Origin of the sequence: Roseobacter sp. N2S (assembly GCF_031454055.1) — a bacterium.
In the GTDB taxonomy this organism is placed as follows: domain Bacteria; phylum Pseudomonadota; class Alphaproteobacteria; order Rhodobacterales; family Rhodobacteraceae; genus Amylibacter.
In genome coordinates, this window is record NZ_JAVDQB010000001.1 from 51,503 (window position 1) to 76,357 (window position 24,855).

25 protein-coding genes are annotated in these 24,855 nt (G+C 55.4%); 16 read left to right on the forward strand and 9 right to left on the reverse strand.

From position 1 onward, the window contains the following. Nucleotides 1–56 precede the first annotated feature (56 nt). Entirely contained in the window at nucleotides 57–824 is a 768-nt protein-coding gene (locus GGE09_RS00245; RefSeq protein ID WP_309742665.1) for a hypothetical protein, read from the reverse strand. Beyond that, entirely contained in the window at nucleotides 757–1,950 is a 1,194-nt protein-coding gene (locus tag GGE09_RS00250; protein ID WP_309742668.1) for a tyrosine-type recombinase/integrase, read from the reverse strand. The genes GGE09_RS00245 and GGE09_RS00250 overlap by 68 nt, the downstream gene beginning before the upstream one ends. A 214-nt stretch (nucleotides 1,951–2,164) precedes the next feature. On the opposite strand from GGE09_RS00250, the gene GGE09_RS00255 reads away from it, so the two are divergent. Both GGE09_RS00255 and GGE09_RS00260 read left to right on the forward strand, forming a co-directional pair. Beyond that, nucleotides 2,165–3,313, forward strand: a complete 1,149-nt coding sequence (locus tag GGE09_RS00255; RefSeq protein ID WP_309742670.1) for a hypothetical protein — start codon at nucleotides 2,165–2,167, stop codon at nucleotides 3,311–3,313. A gap of 24 nt (nucleotides 3,314–3,337) precedes the next feature. Next, nucleotides 3,338–4,807 carry a hypothetical protein gene (locus GGE09_RS00260; RefSeq protein WP_309742671.1) on the forward strand — a complete coding sequence of 490 codons (1,470 nt, stop codon included), beginning with the start codon at nucleotides 3,338–3,340 and terminating at the stop codon, nucleotides 4,805–4,807. A gap of 427 nt (nucleotides 4,808–5,234) precedes the next feature. On the opposite strand, the gene GGE09_RS00265 is transcribed toward GGE09_RS00260, so the two are convergent. The 6 genes from GGE09_RS00265 to GGE09_RS00290 are packed head-to-tail and all read right to left on the reverse strand — an operon-like array spanning nucleotide 5,235 to nucleotide 10,631. Then, entirely contained in the window at nucleotides 5,235–6,098 is an 864-nt protein-coding gene (locus GGE09_RS00265; RefSeq protein WP_309742673.1) for a DMT family transporter, read from the reverse strand. A 26-nt stretch (nucleotides 6,099–6,124) separates the two neighbouring features. After that, nucleotides 6,125–7,552, reverse strand: a complete 1,428-nt coding sequence (locus GGE09_RS00270; protein ID WP_309742675.1) for a M20/M25/M40 family metallo-hydrolase — start codon at nucleotides 7,550–7,552, stop codon at nucleotides 6,125–6,127. Nucleotides 7,553–7,563: 11 nt separating this feature from the next. Next, nucleotides 7,564–8,307 (reverse strand): SDR family oxidoreductase, encoded by a 744-nt coding sequence (locus GGE09_RS00275; RefSeq protein WP_309742677.1) that lies wholly within the window; start codon nucleotides 8,305–8,307, stop codon nucleotides 7,564–7,566. Next, the gene (locus tag GGE09_RS00280; RefSeq protein ID WP_309742679.1) at nucleotides 8,304–9,323 is read right to left on the reverse strand and encodes a 2-dehydropantoate 2-reductase N-terminal domain-containing protein; all 1,020 of its coding nucleotides are present in this window, start codon (nucleotides 9,321–9,323) and stop codon (nucleotides 8,304–8,306) included. The genes GGE09_RS00275 and GGE09_RS00280 overlap by 4 nt, the downstream gene beginning before the upstream one ends. Continuing rightward, entirely contained in the window at nucleotides 9,316–10,032 is a 717-nt protein-coding gene (locus GGE09_RS00285) for a creatininase family protein (protein WP_309742681.1), read from the reverse strand. The genes GGE09_RS00280 and GGE09_RS00285 overlap by 8 nt, the downstream gene beginning before the upstream one ends. Continuing rightward, nucleotides 10,029–10,631: a MarR family winged helix-turn-helix transcriptional regulator gene (locus GGE09_RS00290; RefSeq protein WP_309742682.1), complete on the reverse strand. Its 603-nt coding sequence runs from the start codon at nucleotides 10,629–10,631 to the stop codon at nucleotides 10,029–10,031. The genes GGE09_RS00285 and GGE09_RS00290 overlap by 4 nt, the downstream gene beginning before the upstream one ends. 163 nt (nucleotides 10,632–10,794) lie before the next feature. Here GGE09_RS00290 and GGE09_RS00295 point away from each other — a divergent pair, with 163 nt between their 5' ends. The 10 genes from GGE09_RS00295 (at nucleotide 10,795) to GGE09_RS00340 (ending at nucleotide 20,961) form a co-directional block, all read left to right on the forward strand. Further along, nucleotides 10,795–12,381 (forward strand): ABC transporter substrate-binding protein, encoded by a 1,587-nt coding sequence (locus tag GGE09_RS00295; protein ID WP_309742684.1) that lies wholly within the window; start codon nucleotides 10,795–10,797, stop codon nucleotides 12,379–12,381. Between the two features lie 70 nt (nucleotides 12,382–12,451). After that, a complete protein-coding gene (locus GGE09_RS00300; protein ID WP_309742686.1) occupies nucleotides 12,452–13,426 on the forward strand; it encodes an ABC transporter permease in 975 nt (324 codons plus the stop codon). Next, on the forward strand, nucleotides 13,423–14,304 hold the full coding sequence (locus GGE09_RS00305) for an ABC transporter permease (protein ID WP_309742688.1): 882 nt from the start codon (nucleotides 13,423–13,425) through the stop codon (nucleotides 14,302–14,304). The genes GGE09_RS00300 and GGE09_RS00305 overlap by 4 nt, the downstream gene beginning before the upstream one ends. Beyond that, nucleotides 14,301–15,284, forward strand: coding sequence for an ABC transporter ATP-binding protein (locus GGE09_RS00310; protein ID WP_309742690.1), 984 nt, complete (start codon nucleotides 14,301–14,303; stop codon nucleotides 15,282–15,284). Before GGE09_RS00305 ends, GGE09_RS00310 begins: the two co-directional genes overlap by 4 nt. After that, nucleotides 15,281–16,291, forward strand: coding sequence for an oligopeptide/dipeptide ABC transporter ATP-binding protein (locus tag GGE09_RS00315; protein WP_309742692.1), 1,011 nt, complete (start codon nucleotides 15,281–15,283; stop codon nucleotides 16,289–16,291). The genes GGE09_RS00310 and GGE09_RS00315 overlap by 4 nt, the downstream gene beginning before the upstream one ends. A 16-nt stretch (nucleotides 16,292–16,307) precedes the next feature. Further along, nucleotides 16,308–16,814: a ribonuclease E activity regulator RraA gene (rraA, locus tag GGE09_RS00320; RefSeq protein ID WP_309742694.1), complete on the forward strand. Its 507-nt coding sequence runs from the start codon at nucleotides 16,308–16,310 to the stop codon at nucleotides 16,812–16,814. A gap of 217 nt (nucleotides 16,815–17,031) precedes the next feature. Next, nucleotides 17,032–18,456, forward strand: coding sequence for a circularly permuted type 2 ATP-grasp protein (locus GGE09_RS00325; protein WP_309742696.1), 1,425 nt, complete (start codon nucleotides 17,032–17,034; stop codon nucleotides 18,454–18,456). 1 nt (nucleotide 18,457) lies between these two features. Continuing rightward, entirely contained in the window at nucleotides 18,458–19,399 is a 942-nt protein-coding gene (locus GGE09_RS00330) for an alpha-E domain-containing protein (protein WP_309742698.1), read from the forward strand. Then, nucleotides 19,399–20,196 (forward strand): transglutaminase family protein, encoded by a 798-nt coding sequence (locus tag GGE09_RS00335; protein ID WP_309742700.1) that lies wholly within the window; start codon nucleotides 19,399–19,401, stop codon nucleotides 20,194–20,196. Before GGE09_RS00330 ends, GGE09_RS00335 begins: the two co-directional genes overlap by 1 nt. A gap of 33 nt (nucleotides 20,197–20,229) precedes the next feature. Then, on the forward strand, nucleotides 20,230–20,961 hold the full coding sequence (locus GGE09_RS00340; RefSeq protein ID WP_309742702.1) for a peptidase: 732 nt from the start codon (nucleotides 20,230–20,232) through the stop codon (nucleotides 20,959–20,961). Nucleotides 20,962–20,965: 4 nt separating this feature from the next. On the opposite strand, the gene GGE09_RS00345 is transcribed toward GGE09_RS00340, so the two are convergent. Continuing rightward, nucleotides 20,966–21,436 carry a winged helix-turn-helix transcriptional regulator gene (locus GGE09_RS00345; protein ID WP_309742704.1) on the reverse strand — a complete coding sequence of 157 codons (471 nt, stop codon included), beginning with the start codon at nucleotides 21,434–21,436 and terminating at the stop codon, nucleotides 20,966–20,968. 196 nt (nucleotides 21,437–21,632) lie between these two features. Between GGE09_RS00345 and GGE09_RS00350 the strand changes: the two genes are divergently transcribed. From GGE09_RS00350 to GGE09_RS00365, 4 genes are all read left to right on the forward strand, one after another. Next, nucleotides 21,633–22,070, forward strand: a complete 438-nt coding sequence (locus GGE09_RS00350; RefSeq protein ID WP_309742706.1) for a universal stress protein — start codon at nucleotides 21,633–21,635, stop codon at nucleotides 22,068–22,070. A 10-nt stretch (nucleotides 22,071–22,080) separates the two neighbouring features. Next, nucleotides 22,081–23,634, forward strand: coding sequence for an alanine/glycine:cation symporter family protein (locus GGE09_RS00355; RefSeq protein WP_309742707.1), 1,554 nt, complete (start codon nucleotides 22,081–22,083; stop codon nucleotides 23,632–23,634). A 147-nt stretch (nucleotides 23,635–23,781) separates the two neighbouring features. Further along, on the forward strand, nucleotides 23,782–24,468 hold the full coding sequence (locus GGE09_RS00360; RefSeq protein ID WP_309742709.1) for a MotA/TolQ/ExbB proton channel family protein: 687 nt from the start codon (nucleotides 23,782–23,784) through the stop codon (nucleotides 24,466–24,468). After that, a complete protein-coding gene (locus GGE09_RS00365) occupies nucleotides 24,468–24,851 on the forward strand; it encodes a biopolymer transporter ExbD (RefSeq protein ID WP_309742711.1) in 384 nt (127 codons plus the stop codon). Before GGE09_RS00360 ends, GGE09_RS00365 begins: the two co-directional genes overlap by 1 nt. Nucleotides 24,852–24,855: the final 4 nt, after the last annotated feature.

The following is a 24,855-nucleotide window of genomic DNA, read 5'->3' on the forward strand; positions in this document are numbered from 1 at the left end:
AAAATATCATAAAATCAATTGCATGAACAGAAATGGGTCAAGTAGAGACGTTTTGTTCAATCGTGCGGGCTAAACTGTGAAACCGCTCTTTGGATTTGTCTGTCTAGGTTTTCGAACTTCTTGGGGGCTTTTATGAATTTTGAATAGTAGGCGGCTAGTAGCGGCCGTGCTGACGCCCTTACGAACTCGGGATACTCGCCATCTATTTTGCCTTCAGATGCGGAACGTTTCACATGCTCAAGGCCCCTAAAGTCGATGAAGACTTCGGTCATACCGTTGACAACTGCTTGCATCGTTTCTGTGTGACCGGTTGCCACTCCCGTTTCCTTCGGGTCGTTTCTGACAGCCCCAACTAGCTCGAGCAGGTTTGACACGGCGACTTCGGTTTCTTGTACCCGTTTCCGCATTTCCGATGCTGGTACGAACCGGGAGGACTGCCCTTTTTCAGGGCCGACTACCACAGAAGACAGCAGATCACCTGAGTCAGCCAAGCCTGTCCTCAAACGTCGGGACAAATCATCGATCTTTGCAGCCCAAGCATGTTTTTGTGCCGGTGTTGCGGCACCGCCCACGAAATCGAAAACGGACAGTAGGTATTCAGCGGTGGCTGCAAGTTGAAGTCGAAGCGAATCTAAGTCGGCAGGGGGCTGAAGGCGTATCGTATCTGCAATCGTGGACACTGCATCGGGGCTGTAGATTTCGGACCAAGGGTTAAGCCCAGAAGGGAAGTCTTTGCCGCTTTCACCAACCCAACGTTCAGGCGTGATTTCGCCTTTCAATTTGCTGAGCATTCTTGGGCGCTGTGATTTCTTCGATACGCTCATTCCACTTGTCCAATGCCTCGCGTTTCTCGTCCGCATATGAATAGACATTGTAGATCGCCGCAACGCCGGAGACTACTCCTGTCTTATGGTTTAGCAACGCCTCTGTAACGGGTTGAGGAACACCGAGTTGGGCCATGTTGGTCGACATCGTGCGGCGCAGATCATGGGGGGTCCAAGGTTCGCTATCCTTGGGAAGCGATTTGTCGAGACGCTTTTTCAACCGGCCAAACCCAGAAATCGGCGTGGTTCCTTTCGTAGTGAACACGAAATCCGAACCTAGAAATTTCGGCACCCTGCGCAGCACGTCCAGCATCGCGTCGGTGATTGGTATGGTGTGTTGCCTGCCGTTCTTGGCGCGCTGCGAAGGTAGGGTCCAAAGGCGATTTTCGAGGTCGAGTTCTGACCAGCGCATCTCGGCGACTTCGGCGCGCCTCTGGCCGCTTAGGATCAACAGCTTCATGCAATCCCCAAAAGGATAGCCTTCGTCGTCACAGGCCTCCCACAGCACGCCTAGCTCATCGTCCGATAGCACGCGCTCACGAGGCTTTTCTTTCGACGGAGGTTTCATTCCAGCAATGGGGGAAGCGTCGATAATGCCGCGCTCGACACTCCAGCTCATCAGATGCTTGAGATGGGCCAATGCACGGTTCACGCCGATTGGCGCGGATTTCTGAATTATGTCGCATGCTCTCACCACATCTGCGCGTTTGATCTCGTCGATCCGTTTTCCGTGCAGGTTTGTAAACTTAGCCAACTGAGCTTCTTTGCGCTCATGGTCGCGGTTGTGAACCTTGGCATGCTTCTCAATGTACTCTGGGATCACGTCGCCCAGCGTCGGTTTCGTTTCGATCGCTATGCCGGTGTTCTGTTCGAACTTACCTGTTTCCACTTCATAAAGGACTTGTCGCGCTCGTTCCCGGGCGTCGTTAAGGGAAAACGGCCCAAACTGACCGATGGTCAGTCGCTTCATTTTCCCGTTTATGCGCTTGTGAAAGCTGAATGTCTTGGTGCCGGATTTATTCACACGAAGGACCAAGCCGGGAACCACTGTGTCACGGTAATCTTCCCGCTTGGCTGGGTTTGGCTTTCTGGTCTCGATGAACTTAGTGGTGAGTTTCTGTATCATAGGTCCATGATAAGAGACCCGGAGATCCTTCGTCAGGGACAATCCTAGACAGCTTGAGTGGGGCTTGGACGGAAAATTCCCACCTCGGTCTTCCTACAACTCCGTTCAAAATTGCCACAGAGAAAAGTGTTTTTGTTTCGTCGAGTTCGCCGCATAGTGGTGCTGCGCGATATTAGCAACTGAAACGATTGATCACCCCATAGAGAGCCATAATATGCTGTATTATCCACACTACACTCCAAGCCAAGAACGACTGCGCTCCCTTTTGCTATTCACTGATACTGTTTCCTTGATCGTCCCAGCAATTGACCAGCACGGGGTGGAGCGCCGTCAGCATGTCGAAGAAGTCCTTTCACGAGACGATAGCTTAATCGAAATGAAGGACCCGACATATCGGTATTCGGGATGGATGGAAAAGGACGGTGTAGCTCAAGCGACTGAAAACCTAATCGCGAAATTGGCCGATGAGACCGAGCAAGAAGGCGATTTGACGCCTCTAAACTTCGATCAGTACGGGCACGTTAACCCGGGTCAAGATGAGGAGATCGCAGCGCGTTGGTCTCAGAAAGGGTGGAAGTACGTAGCTGAAGAGAAATTCCCTCCCAACTTCAGAGACCTCTTCTTCAGTGATGGAATGGCCTTGCGCGTTGGACACTTTCGCAACCCGCAGACAGGTGAAATTATCGAACACAATGGTGTGTTATGTCATCCTGTGCTCGCTGATTTCGTACTTGCGAGAATGGCTCGCGAAGCTTCCATAGTTGATGGAATTCCAAGCATTACTTTTGGTGGCCTTAACTATGTAAATCATCTCTTTGACGGTGATCAGACGCATCGTGCAGACCGTTTTAGGCTTTTACAGAGTGCGATGGACTTGTTTGTTCCGAACAATCTTGGAAGCAGTTGCATCCAAGAATTTCTCTCAATTCGACAAGAGTATGAAGGGCTACGGCGACTCGTTTGGCGATACCTTGAAGATATCTCGATGGAGATGAATCTGGACTTGGCGGTGCATGATCAAGAAGTACTTCTGGATCGACTGAAAGATGCAAGGCGTCGGATTGACGAGGAGCTAAGTAGCGTTAAGCGCCAAATTGGTCGAGAGCGTTTCACAGGTGGAACTCTATTTGCACTTGAAGCGGCTTCGACAATTGGTCTCGCCGCACTGGGGGCGGCATGGGGAGGACCACTTGCAGCAGCAGGAACCGCAGGACTGGGAATTGCGGTGGCAGGAGGAGCTCGGAAACTGAGTACACTTGGAGAGAAGCCGGATGGAACTGCAAAATCCATTGCGATGACGATTGCAAAAATCGAAAATCGAGGCGTCCCGAAGCGGCGAGCTGTTCCAAACTATTGGCTTTGACTGAAGAGGCGGCCCCGACCAACAATGAACAAAACCTATACATTTTCGGATCTTTCGCCGGCCCAACAACAACACCATGAAATCGCCCAGAGCTTCGACGACGAATTCTCAACCAGCGAGTTCAAAGAACGGTATCTAGAAAGGTTTCCAGACCGAAACCCGTCATCGATCTTGCCGAGTGATTTTAGCTTCAACAATGCGCAGAAGGATCGCAACAAATACCCGTCCTTCGTGATCACGGTCGCGCCATCGCGATATCGGTTTGTCGGTCTGGATTATAAACATCACGATACTGGTGAGCACATCGGCACACTGAGCCGAACCGACTTTGACTGTGCCTATGAAAACCTGAACAAGAACCTGCGTGCCTACAATGGGTCAGAGTTTGAAGATTTTCAAACGGGAGTGATCCACAGTTGGGAAAGCTACAAGGATGACATTCGCCGCATCGCGCTGGTGCGACTGAACAGTTCTGATTGGACGACGAATGACATTGGCACAGGGCGCATTCTGTCGGCTCTGATCCATGCCATCGAAATCCGCGAAAGCGCCGACATCCACAACAATCTTGTCGCTTGGGAGCCCCGTCCAAACCAGCCGAGCCTGACAATGCAACTGCGCCAAGACGTTGGCAGGGGTCAGAAAAGAAACCAGTTTGAACGCCTGCTGTTCGACCTTTTCAGCGGCAAGATTGACCACGAGCCCGCGCTGACTCGGCTCGTCGAGTTGATCGGTCGGCGTTACTCTGTGATCGCGTACATCTTCTTTCTGATCGACGACACCCGATACATGCCAATCGCGCCGCAAACCTTTGACAGAGCGTTTGCCGAACTGAGCATCGAACTGCGTATGAGCGGCAAGTGTTCTTGGGAGAACTATACTGCGTACAACGACGCGATCAGTTGGGTGCAAAACGCGCTGATCGACTGGAAGGGCTTTGCAGGCACCCGCCTTTTAGATGCGCACTCATGGATTTGGCTGATGGCAAGACTGCCGGGCAAGATCGAACAGCAGCGCAGGCAGGGCGTTTCGAAACCAGATGATATCAAGTTCAAGATGATCGAACTCGGACGGAACATCATAAGTAGGGCCGCCAATTCAAATGGGCAAACTGAGAAGACTGTGGTGAAGAACAAAGAGGTTTTCGGCTTTTCGTCAGACCAAGCCCTTCACAGCTTCTTGGAGCAGCTTTGGGAAAAACAAAAGGGGTTGTGCAATCTGACGGGGCTCCCAATGCAACTACGCGTCCCAAAAGGTGAGCCCAACCATATGATCGTATCGGTCGACCGGGTGGATAGCGACAGGCAATATTCACCTGACAACCTGCAACTGACATGCTGGTTTGCGAACCGGTGGAAAGGAACGACCCCGAACGAAGAATTCAGCGGCCTTATCTCACTTGTACGGCAAGGGTTCTCGGAAGATGCATGCGCTAGCTCAGAAGGGGATAGTGAGGCCGATTTCCGTTCTCTTCTGACCTTTGACGGAACATGATCGAAACCTCGAGAGCTTAGGTCGATTGTGGGGAATGTGGGGTATCACTGGGGTAGCAGGAGCGATGAGCTTGAACGCTCTGGCATGAGACAGTGCGAGACGATCTGCCATGGTCAAAGATCAAGGTTTTCAATCAGCTATGTTGCTGGTTGAGCGATCCTGAGACCACTTGCACGGATCACAAGGCTAATTGAAAATCCTCGTGTCGGTGGTTCAATTCCGCCCCCGGGCACCACTTAATTTACTGACATAGAATGCTGTTTAGTGCGGTGGCAATTGCCCATACGGACCCGCGGCCGATCCGGTTTTATATCAGCGGAGTTACCCGCACGCTATGTTGTTCACAGGTTCGCAATCTCACACCTATTGCGTGGTGGTCGGCGTTCGGTACGTCATAGCCCTACCCAAACACGCCAAAAACACATCCCTAGGGGGTCACAGGGCGGCGGTGTTCGCGGGCCATTAATCCGCAGACTACAATAATTGCAGCGCCGATTAATTCGCGTAGCGTAGGGATTTCGGCAAAGATCAGATAGCCGACGGCCAATGCAAAGAAAATCCGCATATAGGGGAAGGTCGCCAGCGCCGAAACCTCGCCGTAGCGGTAGGCTTCGACGGTGAACAACATTCCCAAAGTGGCCAATGTTCCTGCCGATGCCAACAGCAACCCGTCCATCAGACTAAGCCCCGTCCACCCGGCGACGGCACCCGGCAGCGTGCCGATGGTGGCGACCAGCCCGATCCAGAACATGATCGTTGCGGTATGTTCTGTTCGGGCCAACACCCTGTTTTGAAAGATCAAAATTGCAGCGGCGCAGGCAGATCCCAGCCCGAGCAAAACACCTGTTTCCACCGCGAACCCCGTGACTCCGCTGGCAAGGATGACCCCCAGAAAACCCACCGCAGTGGTAAGTTTTCGCAGCGTTCCAATCTTTTCGCCCAGCAAGACCGGTGCCAGCGCCACCACAAACAAGGATGTCGTAAAGGTCAGGGTTGAAGCCAGCGCGAGGTCCAGTTTCTGAAAGCTGGTGTAATACAGCCACCAGCAAATCAGACTGGTCAGACCGCGCACCAGCAATTTCGGCCAACCCTTGGAAAAATAGAGCGCGGGGCGTTTATAACCGATCCACAGCGCAACAATCAGCAACTGGCAGGCAGAGCGGAAAAAGATAATCTGCGCAAAAGGCACCTCGGGCGATAAGAACCGCAGTACCGTCACATCAGCAGTGTAAAGCCCCGCGGCTGCCACCAAAAGCACGGCACCGTATCGGTTGTTGATGGTTGCTTGCACAATGAATTATCCTGTTACTTGCCCAACTATTTACGGCGGTACGGGGCAAAATCAGCGGGGGATAGAGCTGCGATTTCCCGCAGGATTTGGACCCAAGCAGCCAGCCCTTCGGGGATCGACGACAGACGAAAGAACTCGTTCGGCGCGTGGAAATTTTCATCCGACAGTGCAAAGGAAAACATCACCGTATCCAGCCCTAAAACCCGCGCAACGATTTCTGTCAGCGGCAAGGATGCCCCGATGCGCACCTTCAACGGCGTTTGCCCCGTGGTCTGTTCCAACGCAGCCACCGCAGCGCCCAACAAGGGATGCTGCGCAGGCACCGCATAGGCCCCGCCCTGCCCGCGATGGCCTGAAAATTCCAAGGTGGCTTCGGGGGGTAACTGGGCTTGAAAGTGATCCATCACCGCCTGTTTCGCCCGCTGCGGGTCTTGGCCCGGAACCAACCGCATGGTCAGCTTGGCAAAGGCCTCGTTCGGGATCACGGTTTTGGACCCTGCGCCTGTATAACCGCCCCACATGCCGTTCACTTCAACCGTTGGGCGCATCCACAGCCGTTCCAGACTGGAATAGCCCGCTTCACCATAAGGTGATGCTCCAATTGCGGAAAATGTCTGATCTTGATCAAAAGGGATCGCTGCGATTTCGTCCCGTTCGGCCTGTGTCGGCTCGGTCACCCCATCATAGAACCCCGCGGCGGCGATATGGCCTTGGGCGTCATGCAGGCTTGCGATCAGGCCTGATAATACATGCAGCGGGTTGGCAACAATACCGCCATATCGACCGGAGTGCAGGTCTTGTGCGGCGGTTTGAACCCGCACCTCAAGCCCTGCATTGCCACGGGAACCGATATTCAGCGCCACCAGATCAGGCCGCCACCGCGCCCCGTCCGCAGATAAAACCGCATCGGCAGACAACAGGGCGCCGTGGGTTTCCAGTATCTTTGGCAAAGAAGGCGATCCGGTTTCCTCTTCGCCCTCGATCAGCAGTTTGACGTTGATCGGCAGCTTGCCGTCCACCGCAACAAACGCCGCAAGCGTGTCCAGTGCGATCAGCATCGGGGCTTTGTCATCCGAAATGCCACGGCCATACAGCCTGCCATTGCGTTCAACTGCTTCAAACGGCGGGCTGTCCCATTTTTCCAGCGGGTCAGAGGGCTGCACATCGTAATGGGCATAAACCAGAATGGTCGGCTTGCCCGGCGCATCCAGACGCTCGCCGTAGATCGCAGGCTCCCCACTGCCATCAACAGGCGTCAGGCGCTGGCAGTTCCGAAACCCCATGGCGGTCAGGCGGGATTCGACCAATTGGCGGGCGTCCTCCATGCCTTGGGCCATTGCGGGATCGGCCCCGACGGAGGGACAGGCAACAAGGGCTTTCAAAGCCGCGATCAGCCGGGGCTCTTGGCCCAGCGCATAAGTCAGGACGGGATCGGTTACAACAGGATCAGTCATCGGGTCTCTCTTCAGGTTATGCCGCCATCAACGCTTAGAATTTGGCCGCTGATCCATCCGGCTTCTGCCCCCGTCAGAAACGCGGCGGCGGCGGCGATGTCTTCGGCGGTGCCCAGCTTGCGGGTGTGAATACGGTTGATCAACTGCGCCTGTCCTTCGGGGCCGTAAGCATCCCATTGGCGCTGGGTGGCTGGATTTGACAGAATAAATCCGGGGGCAATAGAATTCACCGTGATCCCGTGCTGGCCCAGCTCAAGGCTAAGCTGTTTGGTCAGCCCCACCAGCGCGTGTTTGGCCGCCGTATAGGCGTGAATACCCGTCAGGCTGGGGCGCAATCCCGCGCCGGAGCTGATGGTCACAATTCGCCCCCAACCCGTGGTTTTCATTGCAGGAACAAGAGCTTGTGAAAGGTACAGACTGGCATCCACATTCACGGCAAAAATGCGGTGCCATGCGTCAGCATCCACCTGTTCTAGCGGGGTGCCAACCTGATTGCACACGCCCCCTGCGGCATTCACCAGAATATCCGGCGCGCCGTGATCTGTGGTGATTTGTTGCACCATCTGGTGCACAGACGCAGGATCACCCAGATCCGCCGCAACGGCTGAAAGCCCCAAACGATCCGCTGCGCTATCAAGCGCCGCCCCCGCCAGATCGCTGACAATGACTTTCGCGCCATCACGGGCCAAACGGGCAGCAATCGCCGCGCCAATGCCGCCGACAACCCCTGTGACCAAGGCGATGCGGGCGGTCATGCCAGCACCTTGGTCAACTCATGAAACGTGTCTTGCGACATCTCACGGCGACCGTCTTCGATATCGTGGATCAGCTCTACCAGACGCCGCAGCAGGGGCGTGTCGATGCCATGGCCCGCCGCGATATCCACCACGGCGCCCACTTGCGGGTCCACCTCGGTTTTGCGTTTGCGCACGGCCAGATCGCGGTAGATGCCTGTGTGGGTTTTGGCAGTTTTCGAATTGAACTCCGCCAGATCGGCAAGGCTTTGTAACGCTGCCCCGTCGCCCGCATCGGGCATAAAGGCCGCAGGATCAAATCCGTTGAACGGTTTGGAATCAACCCCTTCGGCCAGCGCGGTTTGCATCACCTCGCGGGCCAGCCCCATCAGGGCGGGGCCACGCGCGGGATCAGCGAAATTGGCGGTCATACTGTCAGGGGTCAGCGCCGTTGCAAACAGCATGGCCCCGTACCCCAGTTTGCCCCAAATATAGGCCCAAATGTCTTGGGTCAGGACGGCATCAGGTTCAAAGATTTGCAGCAGCTTGAAGATGTCTTCGGTGCGCGGGCGCAAGCTGTTGTCAATTTCTCCAACCACAACAGCACCGCGATTGCCAAACAAAATACGCCCCGCGCCAACCCAATCAGCCCCGTAATTCACAAAGGCCCCCATGGTACGCTCGGCCCCGACGTGCTGTGCAATCACATGTTCGTTCAGCCCGTTCTGCGCCGATAGAACATAACCATCGGCTGCCAGATGCGGCTTTAGCTGGGCCAGTGCAGATTCAGTTGCCTGTGCCTTTACAGCCAGAACAATACGGCTGTAGGTGCCAGTCAACTGGTCTGGCGTAACGCAGGGCACCACTTGTGTGAAGGTTTCAACCGGCCCTTCGATGGTCAGCCCCGTGGTGGCGCAGGCCGTGACGTGATCCGGCACAATATCCACCATCAGAACCGGCACACCGGCCCTTGCCCAATAAGCGCCCAGAATACCACCAATGGCCCCCGCACCCCAAATCAGAATCGGCTCAGCCATGACTGTTCTCTGCCCAAGGGCCCTCTAGGGCAGCGCGGGTTTCGGCCACGCCAATATCCCAAATCGCTTGCATTTCATCATCGGGCCGCTGCCAACGCCCGCCAAACGACCCATCCCCGAGCATTTCGCGCACCTGTGCGGGAGCAGAGGCTTTCATCAACGCCATATCCACAGGGGGCTTTTCGCCTTCGGGTGCGGCGGCATGTTCAAGCCGCGTCCAAGGGAAATTCTCCATCCAGTTCGCGTGCGATCCAGATGTATCCGTGGCCTGAATTTTCGCCCATGTTTCAGGGGCGTTCCACCAATTGTGGAATTTGATCGACATATCACCGTATTCCGCCAGCAATTCCTGCGCCAGCGCCCCGACAGGGTTGTTGCCGCCATGCCCGTTCACGATCAGGATTTGACGAAAGCCGGCACGCCGCAACGAGGCCACAATATCGCGCACAACTGCCATCAGGGTTTCCACCCGCAGGCAGATCGTACCGGGGTAAGCGTTGAAATAGGGTGCCAGACCGTAGGGCATGACGGGAAAGACAGGGATATTCAGCGGCGCAGCGGCATCAGTGGCAACTTTTTCCGCCAGAATCATATCAACGCAAAGCGACAGTTGAGCATGTTGCTCGGTCGAGCCGATGGGCAGGATACAACGGGGGTCTCTGGCGGCGGCCGCCTCTACATCACGCCAGTTCATATCGGCCACATTCATTGCGTCTCTCCTTTGGTATTCATCACCAGATCCAATTTAGGGTCTAAAGTTGCGGTTTGGGGCAGATCGCCTGCCCAGTCTTCTGCCCCAAGTACAACTTTGGACATCAATTCGAATAAAATCTGCCGCTCGCCATCCGACAGCGGCGTCAGCATTTGTTTTTCCAAGGCTTCAAACGCGGGAACCGATTCATTGAACAGCTTCCAGCCTTTTTCCGACAGATGCAGCGCCTGCCTGCGCCCGCCACCCGGCGCCTTGGTGCGCTGTTCGATCAGCCCCATCAGTTCAAGCCGTTTCACCGCGCGGCTAAGCGTATTTTTGGGAAAACCAGAGGTCCGCGATACATCCCGCGCGCTACCACCATCAGCCAGTCCTAGCGAATAAATCACAACATATTCGTGGCGCTTCAACCCGTAGGTGTCCTGCACCCAAGCATAAAGCGGCGTATTATACAGCAGCGCGAGGTAGTTGATCCGAAAGGTAAACGGGCAGGGATTCTGCCATAATTTGGCGTCCAGCATGTTCGGCAGGATGTCTGGATCTTGTGCCGTTTCGGGACTGCCAAATTTTTGATCAGAAGTGGCCTGTGGACCTGACATAATTTAACCAATCCCTTCTTGCACCCAAATAAGTTCCAAAATGAACTTGACTACCTTATTATCTCACCACATTGTGAGAAGGCAAGTTCCAAATGGAACACTGTTTCAAATAATAACAACGGATGGGGGTTGCTGCCCTGTCCTTCAACGGGAAGGGAAAATCATGAAATACCAGAAGTTCCTTGCACCTCTTGCGGTCACGCTAGGCCTGACTGTGGCTGCCGCCGCATCAGCGCAAACGCTGACCATGGGTGTGCGCGGCGGACCTGAATCAATGGATCCGCATTTCTCCGCGCTTGGGTCGCACGCCGAGGCGGCCAAGCATATCTTTGACACTTTGGTTTGGTCGGGCGACGATCTGCAAATCGAACCGGGTCTTGCCACCAGCTGGACCCCCGTGGACGAAGACACATGGGAATTCAAACTGCGCGAAGGCGTGAAATTCCATGATGGTTCGGATTTTGATGCCGAAGACGTCAAGTTTTCCATCGAACGCATTCCGGTTGTAACCGGCCCGACAACAACGGCGATCTATGTGCGCCGTGTTGCGGATGTGGAAATCATCGACCCCCACACCATTCACATCCACACAGACGGTCAGGCGGCAACTTTGCCAAATGATTTCATCCGTCTGTTCATTGTGTCATCTGACGCAGCTGCGGATTATTCCACACCCGAAACTGCCGCCAGCGGCTTTAATTCCGGTGCGGCCACCATCGGGACCGGCCCTTACAAATTTGTAAGCTGGGAACCCAAGGGTGATCTGGTTCTGGAACGCAACGACGATTACTGGCGCGGTGAAGGCGCTTGGAAAACCGTGATCCGCAAGGAAATCCCCAATGACAGTTCGCGTCTGGCGGCCCTGAAATCGGGTCAGGTTGACGTGATCAACTATGTGTCCTCGGTGGATTATCTGGCACTGGAACGGGATTCCAGCGTCGATGCGATCAAAGGTGACAGCGTTTATGTGATGAACCTGCAACTGGACCAACGGGAAAAAACACCCATGGTGCGGGCCGCTGACGGGTCTGATCTGGCGGAAAACCCGCTGCGTGACCTAAAGGTACGTCAGGCCATCGACTTTGCCATCGACCGTGAAACCATGGTTGATATCGTTCTCGAAGGTTTGGGCAAACCCGCCAACCAAATGATGCCTCCGGGGTTCTTTGGGTCCAGCGAAAAAATCCCGATGCCAGTCTATAACCCCGCAAAGGCCAAAGAACTGCTGACGGATGCAGGCTATCCCAACGGTTTTGAAATCGACCTTTACTGCACAGGCGACCGTCTGCCGGGTGATGCTGCGATCTGTCAGGGTTTGGGCCAGATGTTGACCCAAGTCGGCATCAAAACCAACGTCAACGCCATTTCAAAAACCGTGTATTTCCCTGCACAGGCCCGTCTGGAATACTCCATGTTCATGAACGGCTGGGGCACGCTGACAGGCGAAGCATCCTACACGCTGGGTGGTTTGGCACACTCCAACGACCCTGACGTGAAACTGGGCGCTTTTAACCGCATTGAATACAAAAACGACGATGTGGATCGCTTGTTGGAAACTGGTGCGACGATGATGGACGAAGCTGAACGTCGCGCAACCTACGAAGAAGCAATGGAAAAGGTCATGGCCGACAAAGCCTATATCTCTTTGGTGCAACTTCAGTCGGTTTGGGGGGCCAAAGCTGGCTCGGTTGAATTCACCCCGCGCTTTGACGAAGACACGCTCGCGTTCTTTATCAAACCTGCGTCCTAATTCCGTGATATAATACAAGGCCGGGCAGCAGAGATGCCGCCCGGCCTTTGCTTTGCTCAGAGGGGCGCAAATGCTCGGCTTCATCATCCAACGTTTTTTACAGGCCGTCATGGTGATGGCTGTTATGTCGGTCATCGTCTTTTGCGGTGTTTATGCCATCGGCAATCCCATCGACATCGTGATCCCGCCAGAGGCCACACAGGAAATCCGCGAAGCGGTGATCCAGCGCCTTGGTCTCGACCTGCCTTTGTACAAACAATATTTCATCTTTATGGGGAACCTGCTGCAAGGCGATCTGGGCCGTTCCTTTGTGTATAATGTTCCCGTGCTTGAACTGATTGGCGGGCGCCTGCCTGCCACATTGGAACTGGTGCTGATTTCAGTGGTTTCGGCCACGGTGTTCGGTGTCAGCCTTGGGATTTATGCGGGATACCGCCCTGACAGCTGGATTTCCAAAACCATCATGGCTGTTTCTGTGCTGGGGTTTTCAGTGCCGTCTTTCTGGGTCGGGCTGATCCTGATCCTGTTTTTCGCCGTCAACCTTGGCTGGCTTCCCGCAGGCGGGCGCGGTGAAACCGTTGAAATCTGGGGCGTTGCGTGGTCCTTTCCAACGCTGAACGGCCTGTCTCACATTGTGCTGCCCGCCATCAATCTGGCGCTGTTCAAACTGGCGATGATGATCCGGCTGGCCCGCGCGGGCACCCGTGAAATCATGCTGACCGACACCATAAAATTCGCCCGTGCCGCTGGCCTGTCTGAATCGACAATCCTGCGCCGCCACCTGCTGAAACTGATCTCTATTCCCATCATCACGGTGTTTGGTCTGGAACTAGGGTCAACACTGGCCTTTGCGGTTGTGACCGAAACCATCTTTTCATGGCCCGGTGTGGGCAAGCTGATCATTGACAGTATCGGCGTGCTCGACCGCCCTGTGATGGTGGCGTACCTGATCCTTGTGGCCTTTTTGTTTGTAACCATCAATTTCGTGATTGATCTGGTCTTTGCCCTGATTGATCCACGCGTGCGCCAAGGGGTCACATCATGAAGAACGCCAGTTCGCCCTTAGGCCGTTTCTGGGCAGAGTTCCGCGAAAACAAAGTCGCGGTTCTGGCCCTGATCGTAGTGATCCTGATGATCCTGCTGGCGCTGTTCGCCGCCGTGGTATCGCCCCAAAACCCCTATGATCTAGCGAATCTGTCCCTGATGGACAGCCGACGCCCGCCCGGATTTGTCGGCTCTGGCGGCTATACCCACATTCTTGGCACCGACCCCCAAGGCCGGGACCTGTTATCCGCCATCTTTTATGGCCTGCGCATTTCCATTCAGATCGGCCTTGCCGCTGGGCTGGTGTCCCTAAGTGTCGGCACGGCGCTGGGTATTCTTGCGGCCTATGTGGGTGGACGGGTTGAATCGCTGATCATGCGGCTGGTGGATCTGCAACTCTCGTTCCCCGCAATCCTGCTGGCACTGGTGATTGTCGCCCTGCTCGGCCAAGGCAAGGCCCAGTTGATCGGCGCCTTGGTGGCGGCGCAATACGCCTATTTCGCCCGCACAGCTTATGGGGCGGCCAAGGCCGAACGGGGCAAGGATTACATCGAGGCCGCCCTTGCGACCCCGCTGAGCGGGCGGCTTGTGGTGCTGCGTCACCTGCTGCCCAACTGCACCCCGCCCCTGATCGTTGTCGCCACGGTGCAAATCGCAAACTCGATTTCACTTGAAGCAACCCTCAGCTTTCTGGGGCTGGGCTTGCCCGTCACCGAACCCTCGCTCGGTATGCTGATTTCAAACGGCTTCCCCTATATGATGAGCGGCCGTTACTGGATTTCAGTCTACCCCGGCATCGCGCTGATCATTCTGATTGTGGCCATCAACCTTGTCGGGGATCAGGTCCGCGATCAATTCAACCCAAGGCTTCGCAAATGACCGAACCTGTCCTCAGCGTTAAAGACCTGAAAACCCATTTCTTCACCCGCGCAGGCGTGGTGAAGGCCGTGGACGGCATTTCCTTTGATCTGGCCGAAGGCGAAATTATGGGCCTTGTCGGGGAAAGTGGTTCGGGCAAAACCGTCACCGGATTTTCCCTGCTGGGCCTTGTGGATGCACCGGGGCGGATTGTCGAAGGGTCGGTGAAACTGAACGGAACCGAACTGACAACCCTGCCGCCCAAAGACTTGCGCAGCCGCCGTGGCCGCGAAATTTCCATGATCTTTCAAGACCCTATCGCCACATTGAACCCGATGCTGACCATTGGCCAGCAAATGCGCATGGCGATTGATGCTCATGAACGGCTCAGCAGTCGGGCCGCAGAAACCCGCGCGGCAGAACTGTTGACCCAAGTGGGCATACCATCTGCCAAGGCGCGTTTGCGGGCCTACCCCCATGAATTCTCAGGCGGCATGCGCCAGCGCGTCGCCATTGCAATTGCCCTGCTGCACCGTCCTGCGGTGATTGTGGCCGATGAACCCACTACTGCGCTTGATGTGTCTATTCAGGCGCAGATCCTGTTCCAGATGCGCGATCTGGCCCGTGAAACCGGCACCGCGATGGTCTGGATCAGCCATGATCTGGCTGTTGTCTCCAGCCTCGCCAGCAAACTGGCGGTGATGTATGCGGGCCGTATCGTGGAACAGGGGCCGACCGCCACCCTGCTGCGCGATCCGCGCCACCCTTATACGGCGGGGCTGATTGCATCCCTGCCCGCCATGGCCAACCCCGGCACCCCGCTGACCCAGATCCCCGGTGCAACACCTTCGCTGTTGTCCCTGCCAAAAGGCTGCCCGTTCGCGCCGCGCTGTGATTTTTCCACCGCGGCCTGTCAGGCTGATCCGCACATGACCCAACAGGACGCCCGCGGGTGGCGATGTTTCCATCCCGTTGGACAAAAAGCAGAGGCCTCGGCATGAGCGCATTTCTAAACATCGACGATGTCTCCCGCTTGTTTGGCCCTAACCTGAGCACGGGCCAAAAGATCGCGGCGAAACTGGGCGGCAAGGTCGAAACCCGTTCGGTGCGCGCGGTATCCGACGTCACCCTGTCGATCCGCAAAGGAGAAACCTTGGGGCTGGTCGGTGAATCGGGTTGCGGAAAATCCACCTTGGGCCGTCTGATCGCAGGCATCCTGCCGCCAACCACAGGCAGCGTCACAATCGACGGAAACCCCGTGATGGTGAATGGCACCAAGGTCACAACCCGCGTGCAAACCGTGTTCCAAGACCCGTTTGCCAGCCTTGATCCGCGCATGAAAGTTGGCGATACCGTCGCCGAAGGCCCCATCGCCCACGGGCTGACATCGAAATCCGACGCACGCCAGTATGTGGCCGAATGGTTTGAACGGGTCGGGCTTGATCCGGTCTGGGTGGATCGCTATCCGCACCAGTTTTCCGGTGGCCAAAGACAACGCATCGCCATTGCCCGTGCCTTGGCCATGCAGCCTGACGTGCTGATTTGTGACGAACCTGTTGCCTCGCTGGATGTGTCGATTCAGGCCCAGATCATCAACCTGTTTCTGGAACTGACCCATGATCTGGACCTGACCTGCGTGTTCATCAGCCACGATCTGTCGGTGGTGCAGCACGTCAGCGACCGCGTGGCGGTGATGTATTTGGGGCGGATTGTTGAACTCGGTCCGGTGTCGCAAGTTTTTGGCACGCCCGCCCACCCCTATACCGCCGCGTTGTTTGGCAGCGTGCCCAAACTGGTGCTGGATGCGGACGAACTGGTGCATTTTGAAACCATCGACGGCGAGGTCCCCTCCCCGCTATCGCCGCCAACGGGCTGCTATTACCACCCGCGCTGCCCCCTTGCGAGCCCACTTTGCAGCGCGACCCAACCGGAAACACACCGCGTTTCAGATTTACGCGCCGTGGCCTGCCACCACTTCAAAGACCAACTTGCAAAGCAAGCGTCCTGAACCGAAAGCCCGACCCATGAAACAGCCCGATTTTTCCACTGCCGACCTTTACGATGACCACCACGCCGCCCTGCAAGTCTGCGAATTGCAGTTCCAATCCTACGGGCAACACATGTGCTTTTCAGGCCCCTGCGTGACCCTGACAACATTTGAAGATCACACCTCGGTTCTTAAAATACTGGAAACATCGGGCGCAGGCAGGGTCTTAGTGGTTGATGGTCAGGGTTCCTTGCGTGTGGGTGTTATGGGGGACAGACTGGCCGAAATCGGTGCGAAAAACGGTTGGGTCGGTGTGGTTATCAACGGGGTAATCCGTGACAGCACGGGCATTGACGCGCTGGAAATCGGGGTAAAGGCGCTGGGGGCCACGGCGCGGCGCGGCTGGACCCCTGCCCCGTCCACCACAGACGCGACCCTATCCATTGGCGGCGTCACCATCCAGTCGGGCGACTGGATTTATGCGGATCGCGATTGTGTTCTGGTGGCCCCCCATGCGCTGGAATCCGACGCTGCAAAGGGCTGACAGGCGGTTTTTCAAGTATACAACAGTTAACACCGCCCTGTAAGAACTGCCTTATTTTAACTCGTTTCCCTAAAAACAGCCCATCAAGCCCCTATTCACTGCTGAAAACTTACGCGCAGCTTGATGAACTGCCCCCAAATTAAGCAGAAACAAAGATTCCATCCCGACTTCTTGGCAACCATTTGCTAACAGAGAATAACTCCCTACAGTCAAGGGAATGAAATCGCAAAACAACTACTTTGATGAACTTCGCGGCGCTGATGGCGCGCGTAGCCCATACGGCTTTTATGACACTTGGTTTGCCGGACAGAACAACGACCGGCTGACCCAAAAATCCGCCGAGGCCGAAGCCTTTTTCAGGCGCACGGGCATTACATTCAACGTCTATGGCCAAACCGACGCCGAAGAACGGCTGATCCCCTTTGATCTGGTGCCCCGCATTCTGTCCAATAAGGAATGGAGCAAACTGTCCAAAGGGATCGAGCAACGGGTCTACGCCATCAACGCCTTCCTGCACGATATTTACAATCGTCAGGAAATTCTGCGGGCGGGCATTGTGCCGATTGAACTGATCGCCCAGAACGATGCCTTTCTGCCACAGATGATGGACTTCAGCCCGCCGGGGGATGTCTATACCCATATCGTCGGCACCGATATCGTGCGCACTGGCGAGGATGATTTCTTCGTCCTTGAAGACAACGCCCGAACTCCTTCGGGGGTCAGCTATATGCTGGAAAACCGTGAAACCATGTTGCAGATGTTCCCCGAACTGTTCAGCACTATCAAGGTTCAGCCGGTCAGTGACTATCCGAAAAACCTGCGCCGATCGCTCGAAGCATCGGCACCGAAATCCTGCGAGGGGCGGCCTTGTGTGGTGGTTCTGACGCCCGGCATTCACAATTCGGCTTATTACGAACACAGCTTTTTGGCGGATCAGATGGGCGTGGAACTGGTCGAAGGCCATGATCTGCGGGTGGTGGACGGCCATATCGCCATGCGCACCACCAAAGGCTATAAAACCATCGACGTGATCTATCGGCGTGTGGACGACGAATACCTTGATCCGCTTACCTTTAATCCCAATTCCATGCTGGGCGTTCCAGGCATTATGGATGTCTATCGCGCGGGCAATATTTCTATTGCCAATGCACCGGGGACAGGTGTGGCGGACGACAAGGCAATTTACAGCTATATGCCTGATATTGTTGAATTTTACACAGGGGAACGCGCGTTACTTAAGAACGTGTTAACCCACCGCTGTTCCGAGCCTGATACATTGCAATATGTGCTCGATAACCTTGCCGATCTTGTTGTGAAAGAGGTTCACGGCTCTGGCGGCTATGGTATGTTGGTTGGCCCCGCTGCCAGTAAAAAAGAACTGTCTGATTTTGCCGCCAAACTAAAAGCCAGACCAGCAAATTACATCGCGCAGCCCACTTTGGCGCTATCCACCGTGCCGATCTTTACCGACGCGGGCCTATCGCCCCGCCACGTGGATTTGCGCCCCTTCGCGCTGGTGTCGCCAAGGGGCATCAACATTACGCCGGGCGGTTTGACGCGGGTCGCGCTGCAAGAAGGCTCGCTTGTGGTGAATTCGTCACAGGGCGGTGGCACAAAAGACACTTGGGTATTGGAAGACTGACATGCTTGGAAAAACCGCAGGGGGTCTCTATTGGATGTTCCGCTTTCTTGAGCGGGCAGAAAACACCGCACGTTTGATCGAAGCAGGGTTTCGCATTGCGCTGACCCGATCCAATGACGCCGAGGCCGAGTGGAAATCGGTCATCATCACATCCGCCAGTCAGGACGCCTATGAACAGCGGCACCAAGGATATGACAGCACGCAGGTTGTCGATTTTCTGCTGCGCGATGTGGATAATCCCAGCTCGGTTCTGTCCGGCATCAAAGCGGCGCGGGATAACGCCCGACTGGTGCGCACGGCCCTGACGGCAGAGGTCTGGTATGCGGTGAATGACACATGGATGCTGCTGACCAAACTGCTGCGCAATCCGATCCCTGAAACCGAATTGCCCGCTGTTCTGGCCACCATCCGCCAACAATCGGCACTGGTGCGCGGCGCGTTACATGGCACCATGTTGCGCAATGACGTTTACGATTTTTGCAGCCTTGGGATTGCCATTGAACGGATCGACAGCACGGCGCGTATTATCGACGTGAAATATTATTCCCTGCTGCCCGCCCCGTCTTTTGTGGGCAGTCGCATGGACAATGTGCAGTGGGAAACCATCCTGCGATCAGTTTCGGCCCATCGGTCTTTTCGCTGGGCCGTTGAAGACGATTTCGCTGCCCCTGCCATTGCAAAATTCCTGATACTCGATCGCCGTATGCCCAGATCCTTGCTGTTCTGCGCCGAGCAAATCGCCGCCAACCTGACCCTTTTGGCCGAGGAATACGGCAGTCATCTGCCGTCCCACGATATGGCCGATGCCCTGCTGGCACGGCTGAAAAACCGCGATATCTCGTCAATCTTTGACGAGGGGCTGCATCCGTTTGTCGGGCAAGTGATCACCGACACCAACACACTTGCGATCCAGATAGAGCAAGACTACAGGTTTATCGGATAATGCAGCTATATATTCATCACCGCACAGAATACGCCTACAGCGCACCCGTCGGATATGCGCTGCAAAAGCTGCGTTTGCGGCCTGTGACCTCGGTCTTGCAAGAGGTTCAACACTGGCAGGTTGCCCTGAACGGGGGTAAATTTGAAACAGCCTACACCGATCACTACGGCAATCAGGTGGATCTGGTCAGCATCACGCCCGGTGCGGATAAAATTCTGATAGAGGCAAAAGGCACCATCGTTACCCCGCCAAATAACGGCGTATTCGGCAAGACCTATGGCTGCGCGCCCCTGTGGCATTTCAAGCATCCCACCCAGCAAACACTGCCCGGCCCTGCCATCCGTGAAATAGCGGGCGTGATTGGGCAAAGCGCTGATACGCTGGACGGGCTGCACGCATTATCCGCCGCAATCCTAAAGGCCGCGCCCTATCAGATTGGCGCGACCCATTCCAACACCACCGCCGAAGACGCGCTGGTGGGGGGCTTGGGCGTCTGTCAGGATCATGCGCAAATCTTTGTGGCCGCCGCCCGCGCCGCCAATGTTCCGGCGCGCTATGTCAGTGGCTATCTGATGATGAATGACACCGTTAATCAGGATGCCAGCCACGCTTGGGCCGAAGCCCATATCGACAGCCTTGGCTGGGTCGGATTTGACGTGTCCAACGGCTATTCCCCCGATGAACGCTACGCCCGCATCGCCATTGGCCGCGATGCGCGGGATGCCTCGCCAGTTGAAGGCCTTAGAATCGGACCCGCAGATGAGACTTTAATTGTATCTTTGCAAGTGCAGCAGTAAGAAGACTGCGTAGACTCCCTACTGGTAGAAAAGATGACTTATTGCATTGGCATGCGGCTTAATTGTGGGCTGGTTTTCATGTCGGACACCCGCACCAGCGCAGGTGTGGATAATTTCGCTGTCAGCAAGAAAATGTTCACTTGGAACATTCCCGATCACCTGTCGATTACGATCATGACGGCGGGCAATCTGGCCACAACGCAATCTGTGATCAGCCTGCTCGAAGAACGCTCCCGCTCTAGCGAGGATCGTGACCCTAGCATCCTCAAGCAAGAATCCATGTTTCAGGTGGCCCGCCTTGTGGGCGCGACCCTGAAAGAAGTGATCATCGACAGCTCCCCGACGGGGCAAACTTCCGAAGACCAGTTCGGTGCCTCGATCATTGTGGGCGGTCAGATCAAAGGCGGCAAACCGACGATTTTCCTGATCTATGCCGCAGGTAACTTCATTGAAATCACTGATGACACCCCGTTTTTCCAGATCGGCGAAACCAAATACGGCAAGCCGATACTGGTCCGCGCCTATGACCCCAAGATGAGCTTTCAGGACGCGGTGAAACTGTTGTTGGTGTCGTTTGATTCCACCATCAAGTCAAACCTTTCCGTGGGCCTGCCGTTTGATTTACAGGTCTATGCAGCAGAGTCGTTTGACAGCAGCCGTGAAAAACGGATCGACAAGGATGATCCAGTCTATCAGGCGATTTCAAACGGCTGGGGCGATGCGTTGCGCGATGCGTTTCAATTGTTGCCCAGCTACAAGGTGTAACGCACTAGCTGTTTACGCTGAATTCCCGCGCGTCTTTGACCACTTCCATCACGGCGAATGAATTGGACTGGCGGATGCCGGGCAACTTGCTGATCTGCTCGCCCAGAACCTCGCGGAAATGAATTATATCGCGGGTGCGCACCACCAGAACATAATCAAACGAGCCGGCAATCATCAGGCAGGATTCGATCTCTTTGATGGATTGCACGGCTGCGTTAAAATCTTGCAGATGATTGTCTGCGGTGGTGGCCAGTGAAACCTGCACCACTGACAAATGACTGTAGCCCAGCAATGCCGGATCAACGACCGCCCCGTATTTCTTAATCAGACCCGACTTTTCCAACCGCTTTACCCGCTCTGAACAGGGGGTGTTTGTCAGGTTCACCCGAGACGCCAACTCCACAATAGACAGCCGCCCGTCGGCCTGTAATTCGTCAAGGATTCGCCGGTCTATTTTGTCTAATTCTCTACGCATCCAGTGATTTTGACTACAAATCCCTGCATATTCAATGAAGTTATCCAAAATTTTAACAAAAATGTAGCCACTTCCTAGTGATTATACCTACTATGGGTAGTGAGGGGGACAGCAATCAACCTGAAGCATTCACGAACCCTCACAAATTTCGGACGCCATATTTTAGGCGCGTGCTTCGGGACAACAGGAGAACGAAATGCCGACAAAAATATTGATTGGTTTGGACGGTGCAGGGTCTGGCACCCGTGCATTAAGCCACGCAAAACGTTTAGCCACACTTATCGGGGACTGTGAACTTGTGGTCGCTTATGTGATCGAATGGTCCCCCTTTTCCTTTCAGACAGCCGAAGAAAACGCCAAACGGCACCAACGCCGCGAAGAGGAATTGCAGCTTGCAACCAGTCGCATCGTTGACCCTGCGGTCAAACAATTGATCGACGAAGGGTATGTGGCCACGGGAGCGGTGCGCCATGGCGATGTTGCTGAAACCCTGAACGCGTTAGCCGAAGAAAAAGGTGCCGAGCAGATTGTGGTCTGTCGTGCATCCGAAGGTGGATTTGCAAAACGACTGTTTGGCAGCTCTACGGGCAATCTGGTGATGAACGCCAGCATGCCTGTCACAGTCGTCGGATAAGGAGAAAGCTATGACATATTCAACAAAACTCTGGCTGGGGGCTGCGCTGGCAGCGCCACTGGCCAATCCAGCACTAGCCCAAGAAACCATGAGCCTTGATGAAAAGGTGAATCAGGCTTTTGCCGCCTTCACAGGCCCGTTTGTCAGCCTGATTTTCGCCCCCTTCCCCGGCACATCCTTCCCGTGGATCGTGATGTGGCTGGTGGTCGCAGCCACGATTTTCACCCTGTATTTCGGCTTTGTGCAGTTCCGTTTTTTCAAACACGCGATCCAGTTGGTGAAAGGGGATTATTCCGATCCCAATGACGCAGGCGAGGTCAGTCACTTTCAGGCGCTTGCCACTGCATTGTCGGGCACAGTCGGTCTGGGCAATATCGCGGGCGTTGCGGTTGCTGTGGGCATCGGCGGACCGGGGGCCACGTTCTGGATGATCCTTGCGGGTCTTTTGGGCATGGCATCCAAGTTCACAGAATGTACGCTCGGCGTGAAATACCGCAACGAATACCCTGACGGCACCGTGTCTGGTGGCCCGATGTATTACATTTCCAAAGGATTTAGCGAATTAGGCCTGCCCGGCGGTAAATTCCTGGCGGTGCTGTTTTCCGTGTTCTGTATCCTTGGTGCCTTGGGCGGCGGCAATATGTTCCAAGCCAATCAGGCCCACGCCCAGATCGCAGGCATTGTCGGTGATTATCCCGGCTGGATCACAGGTATCATCTTTGCAGGCGTGGTCTTTGCAGTGATCGTTGGCGGCATCAAATCCATCGCCAATGTAACCGAAAAAGTGGTTCCGTTTATGGGCATCCTTTATGTGGGCGCGGCCTTGATCATCCTGATCGTCAACTACGATAAAATAGGCTGGGCTTTTGGCCAGATCTTTGGCGGTGCGTTTACCGGTCTAGGCGTTGCAGGCGGCATGGTCGGCGCGTTGATCCAAGGCTTTAAACGGGCGGCCTTTTCTAACGAGGCAGGCGTAGGTTCTGCTGCGATTGCCCACTCTGCGGTGCGCACCAAAGAACCGATCACCGAAGGCTTCGTTTCCCTGTTGGAACCCCTGATCGACACGGTTGTGATCTGTACGATGACCGCTTTGGTGATCACCATTTCCCAACAAATGATCATTGATCCGGCCACTGGTAACTATGTGCTGAACGAGGCAGGAACATCGGTTGCCACCATCAACGACGTATCGGGCGTGGCGCTAACCTCTGCGGCATTTGCATCGGGTATCAGCTGGTTCCCCTATGTCTTGGCCATCGCGGTGATCCTGTTTGCCTTTTCCACCATGATTTCCTGGTCCTACTACGGGCTGAAGGCATGGACCTATCTGTTTGGCGAAGGCAAAACATCCGAACTGGTGTTCAAAGTGATCTTCTGTATCTTTATTATTATCGGTGCGGCCGCCAGCCTTGGCCCTGTCATCGACTTCTCGGATGCGGCGATCTTTGCCATGGCTGTGGTGAATATCTTTGCCCTGTATTTCCTGATGAAACTGGTGAAACGAGAGCTCGGTTCTTATGCAGCGCGTCTGCAATCCGGTGAAATCCGCAAGTTCAAACATTAAGTGAAGAGTCGGGGCGGGCCTGCAAGCCTGCCCCGACTAAAACGGCTTTCTTTAATTGACTTATTCAGTCAGGTAATAATATACGGGGCCTAACAGCCAGCGTATCCCTGCCAGCAATTTCCCCGAATCCAACTCTTGGTGGTGGTTATGCTGGAAAATCTCATTACTCACGCGCGGTCGAATGTGTCGGCTGGCCTTGGCTTTCTGGTTGAAGGCGGCCCGTCGATCTGGGCGATTGCCGCTTTGTCCGTTCTTGGGCTGACGGTTGTGCTGTGGAAAACATGGCGTTTGGCCCTTGTGGGCGCGTGGAGCGCGCGGGGCGTTGGCCCTGCTTTGAATGCGCTGCGCAATGGCCAGTCCCAACAGGCGATGGCCCTCAGCGGCGCGCGGCGCGGCATGCGCAGCCGGTTCCTGAATGCCGCCATCCGCGCCAAAACCACCCTTCCCGTGAATGACGCCAAGGACGAAACCACCCGCGTGGCCAAACTGCATCTTGCAAACGCCAATGCGGGGCTGCGGGTGTTGGAACTGATCGCCACCATCGCGCCTTTGCTGGGGTTGCTGGGCACGGTTCTGGGCATGATCGCCGCCTTTCAAGCCCTGCAAGACAGCGGCAGCCGCGCCGATCCCGCCATTCTGGCAGGCGGCATCTGGGAGGCGCTTTTGACCACCGCCGCGGGCATGGCGGTGGCAATCCCCGCCTCTTTCGCGCTGACGTGGTTTGAAAGCGTAGTGGACAGTTTACGCCGCGATCTCGAAGATATTGCAACGCAGGTTTTTGTAATCCAACCCCGCGGTACACTGGCAGAAACATCTGCGCTGGCAGCGGAATAATGCAGTTCGCCGCCCCAGCCCCCAAACGGCGCAAACCCAGCCTGACGCCGATGATCGACGTGGTCTTCCTGTTGCTGGTGTTCTTTATGCTGGCGTCGCAATTCGGACTGGATCAGGTGATTAAACTGCCATTGGCCGCAGGCACCAACAGCGACGGCTATTCCGGCCCGCCCCGTTTGGTCACCCTCACATCGGACGCCATTTTGCTGAACGGCACGCCGATTGCCCTGTCAAACCTGCCTACTGCCCTACAAAACCTGTCTGAAAAACCAGACGATCCCGTGGTTTTACGCGGTCAGGAGGAGGCACACTCCCAACAGGTGATTGACGTTTTGGCAGCCCTGCAACAGGCCGGCTTCACCGCTGTGGTCTTGGTTGAGTAAGCCG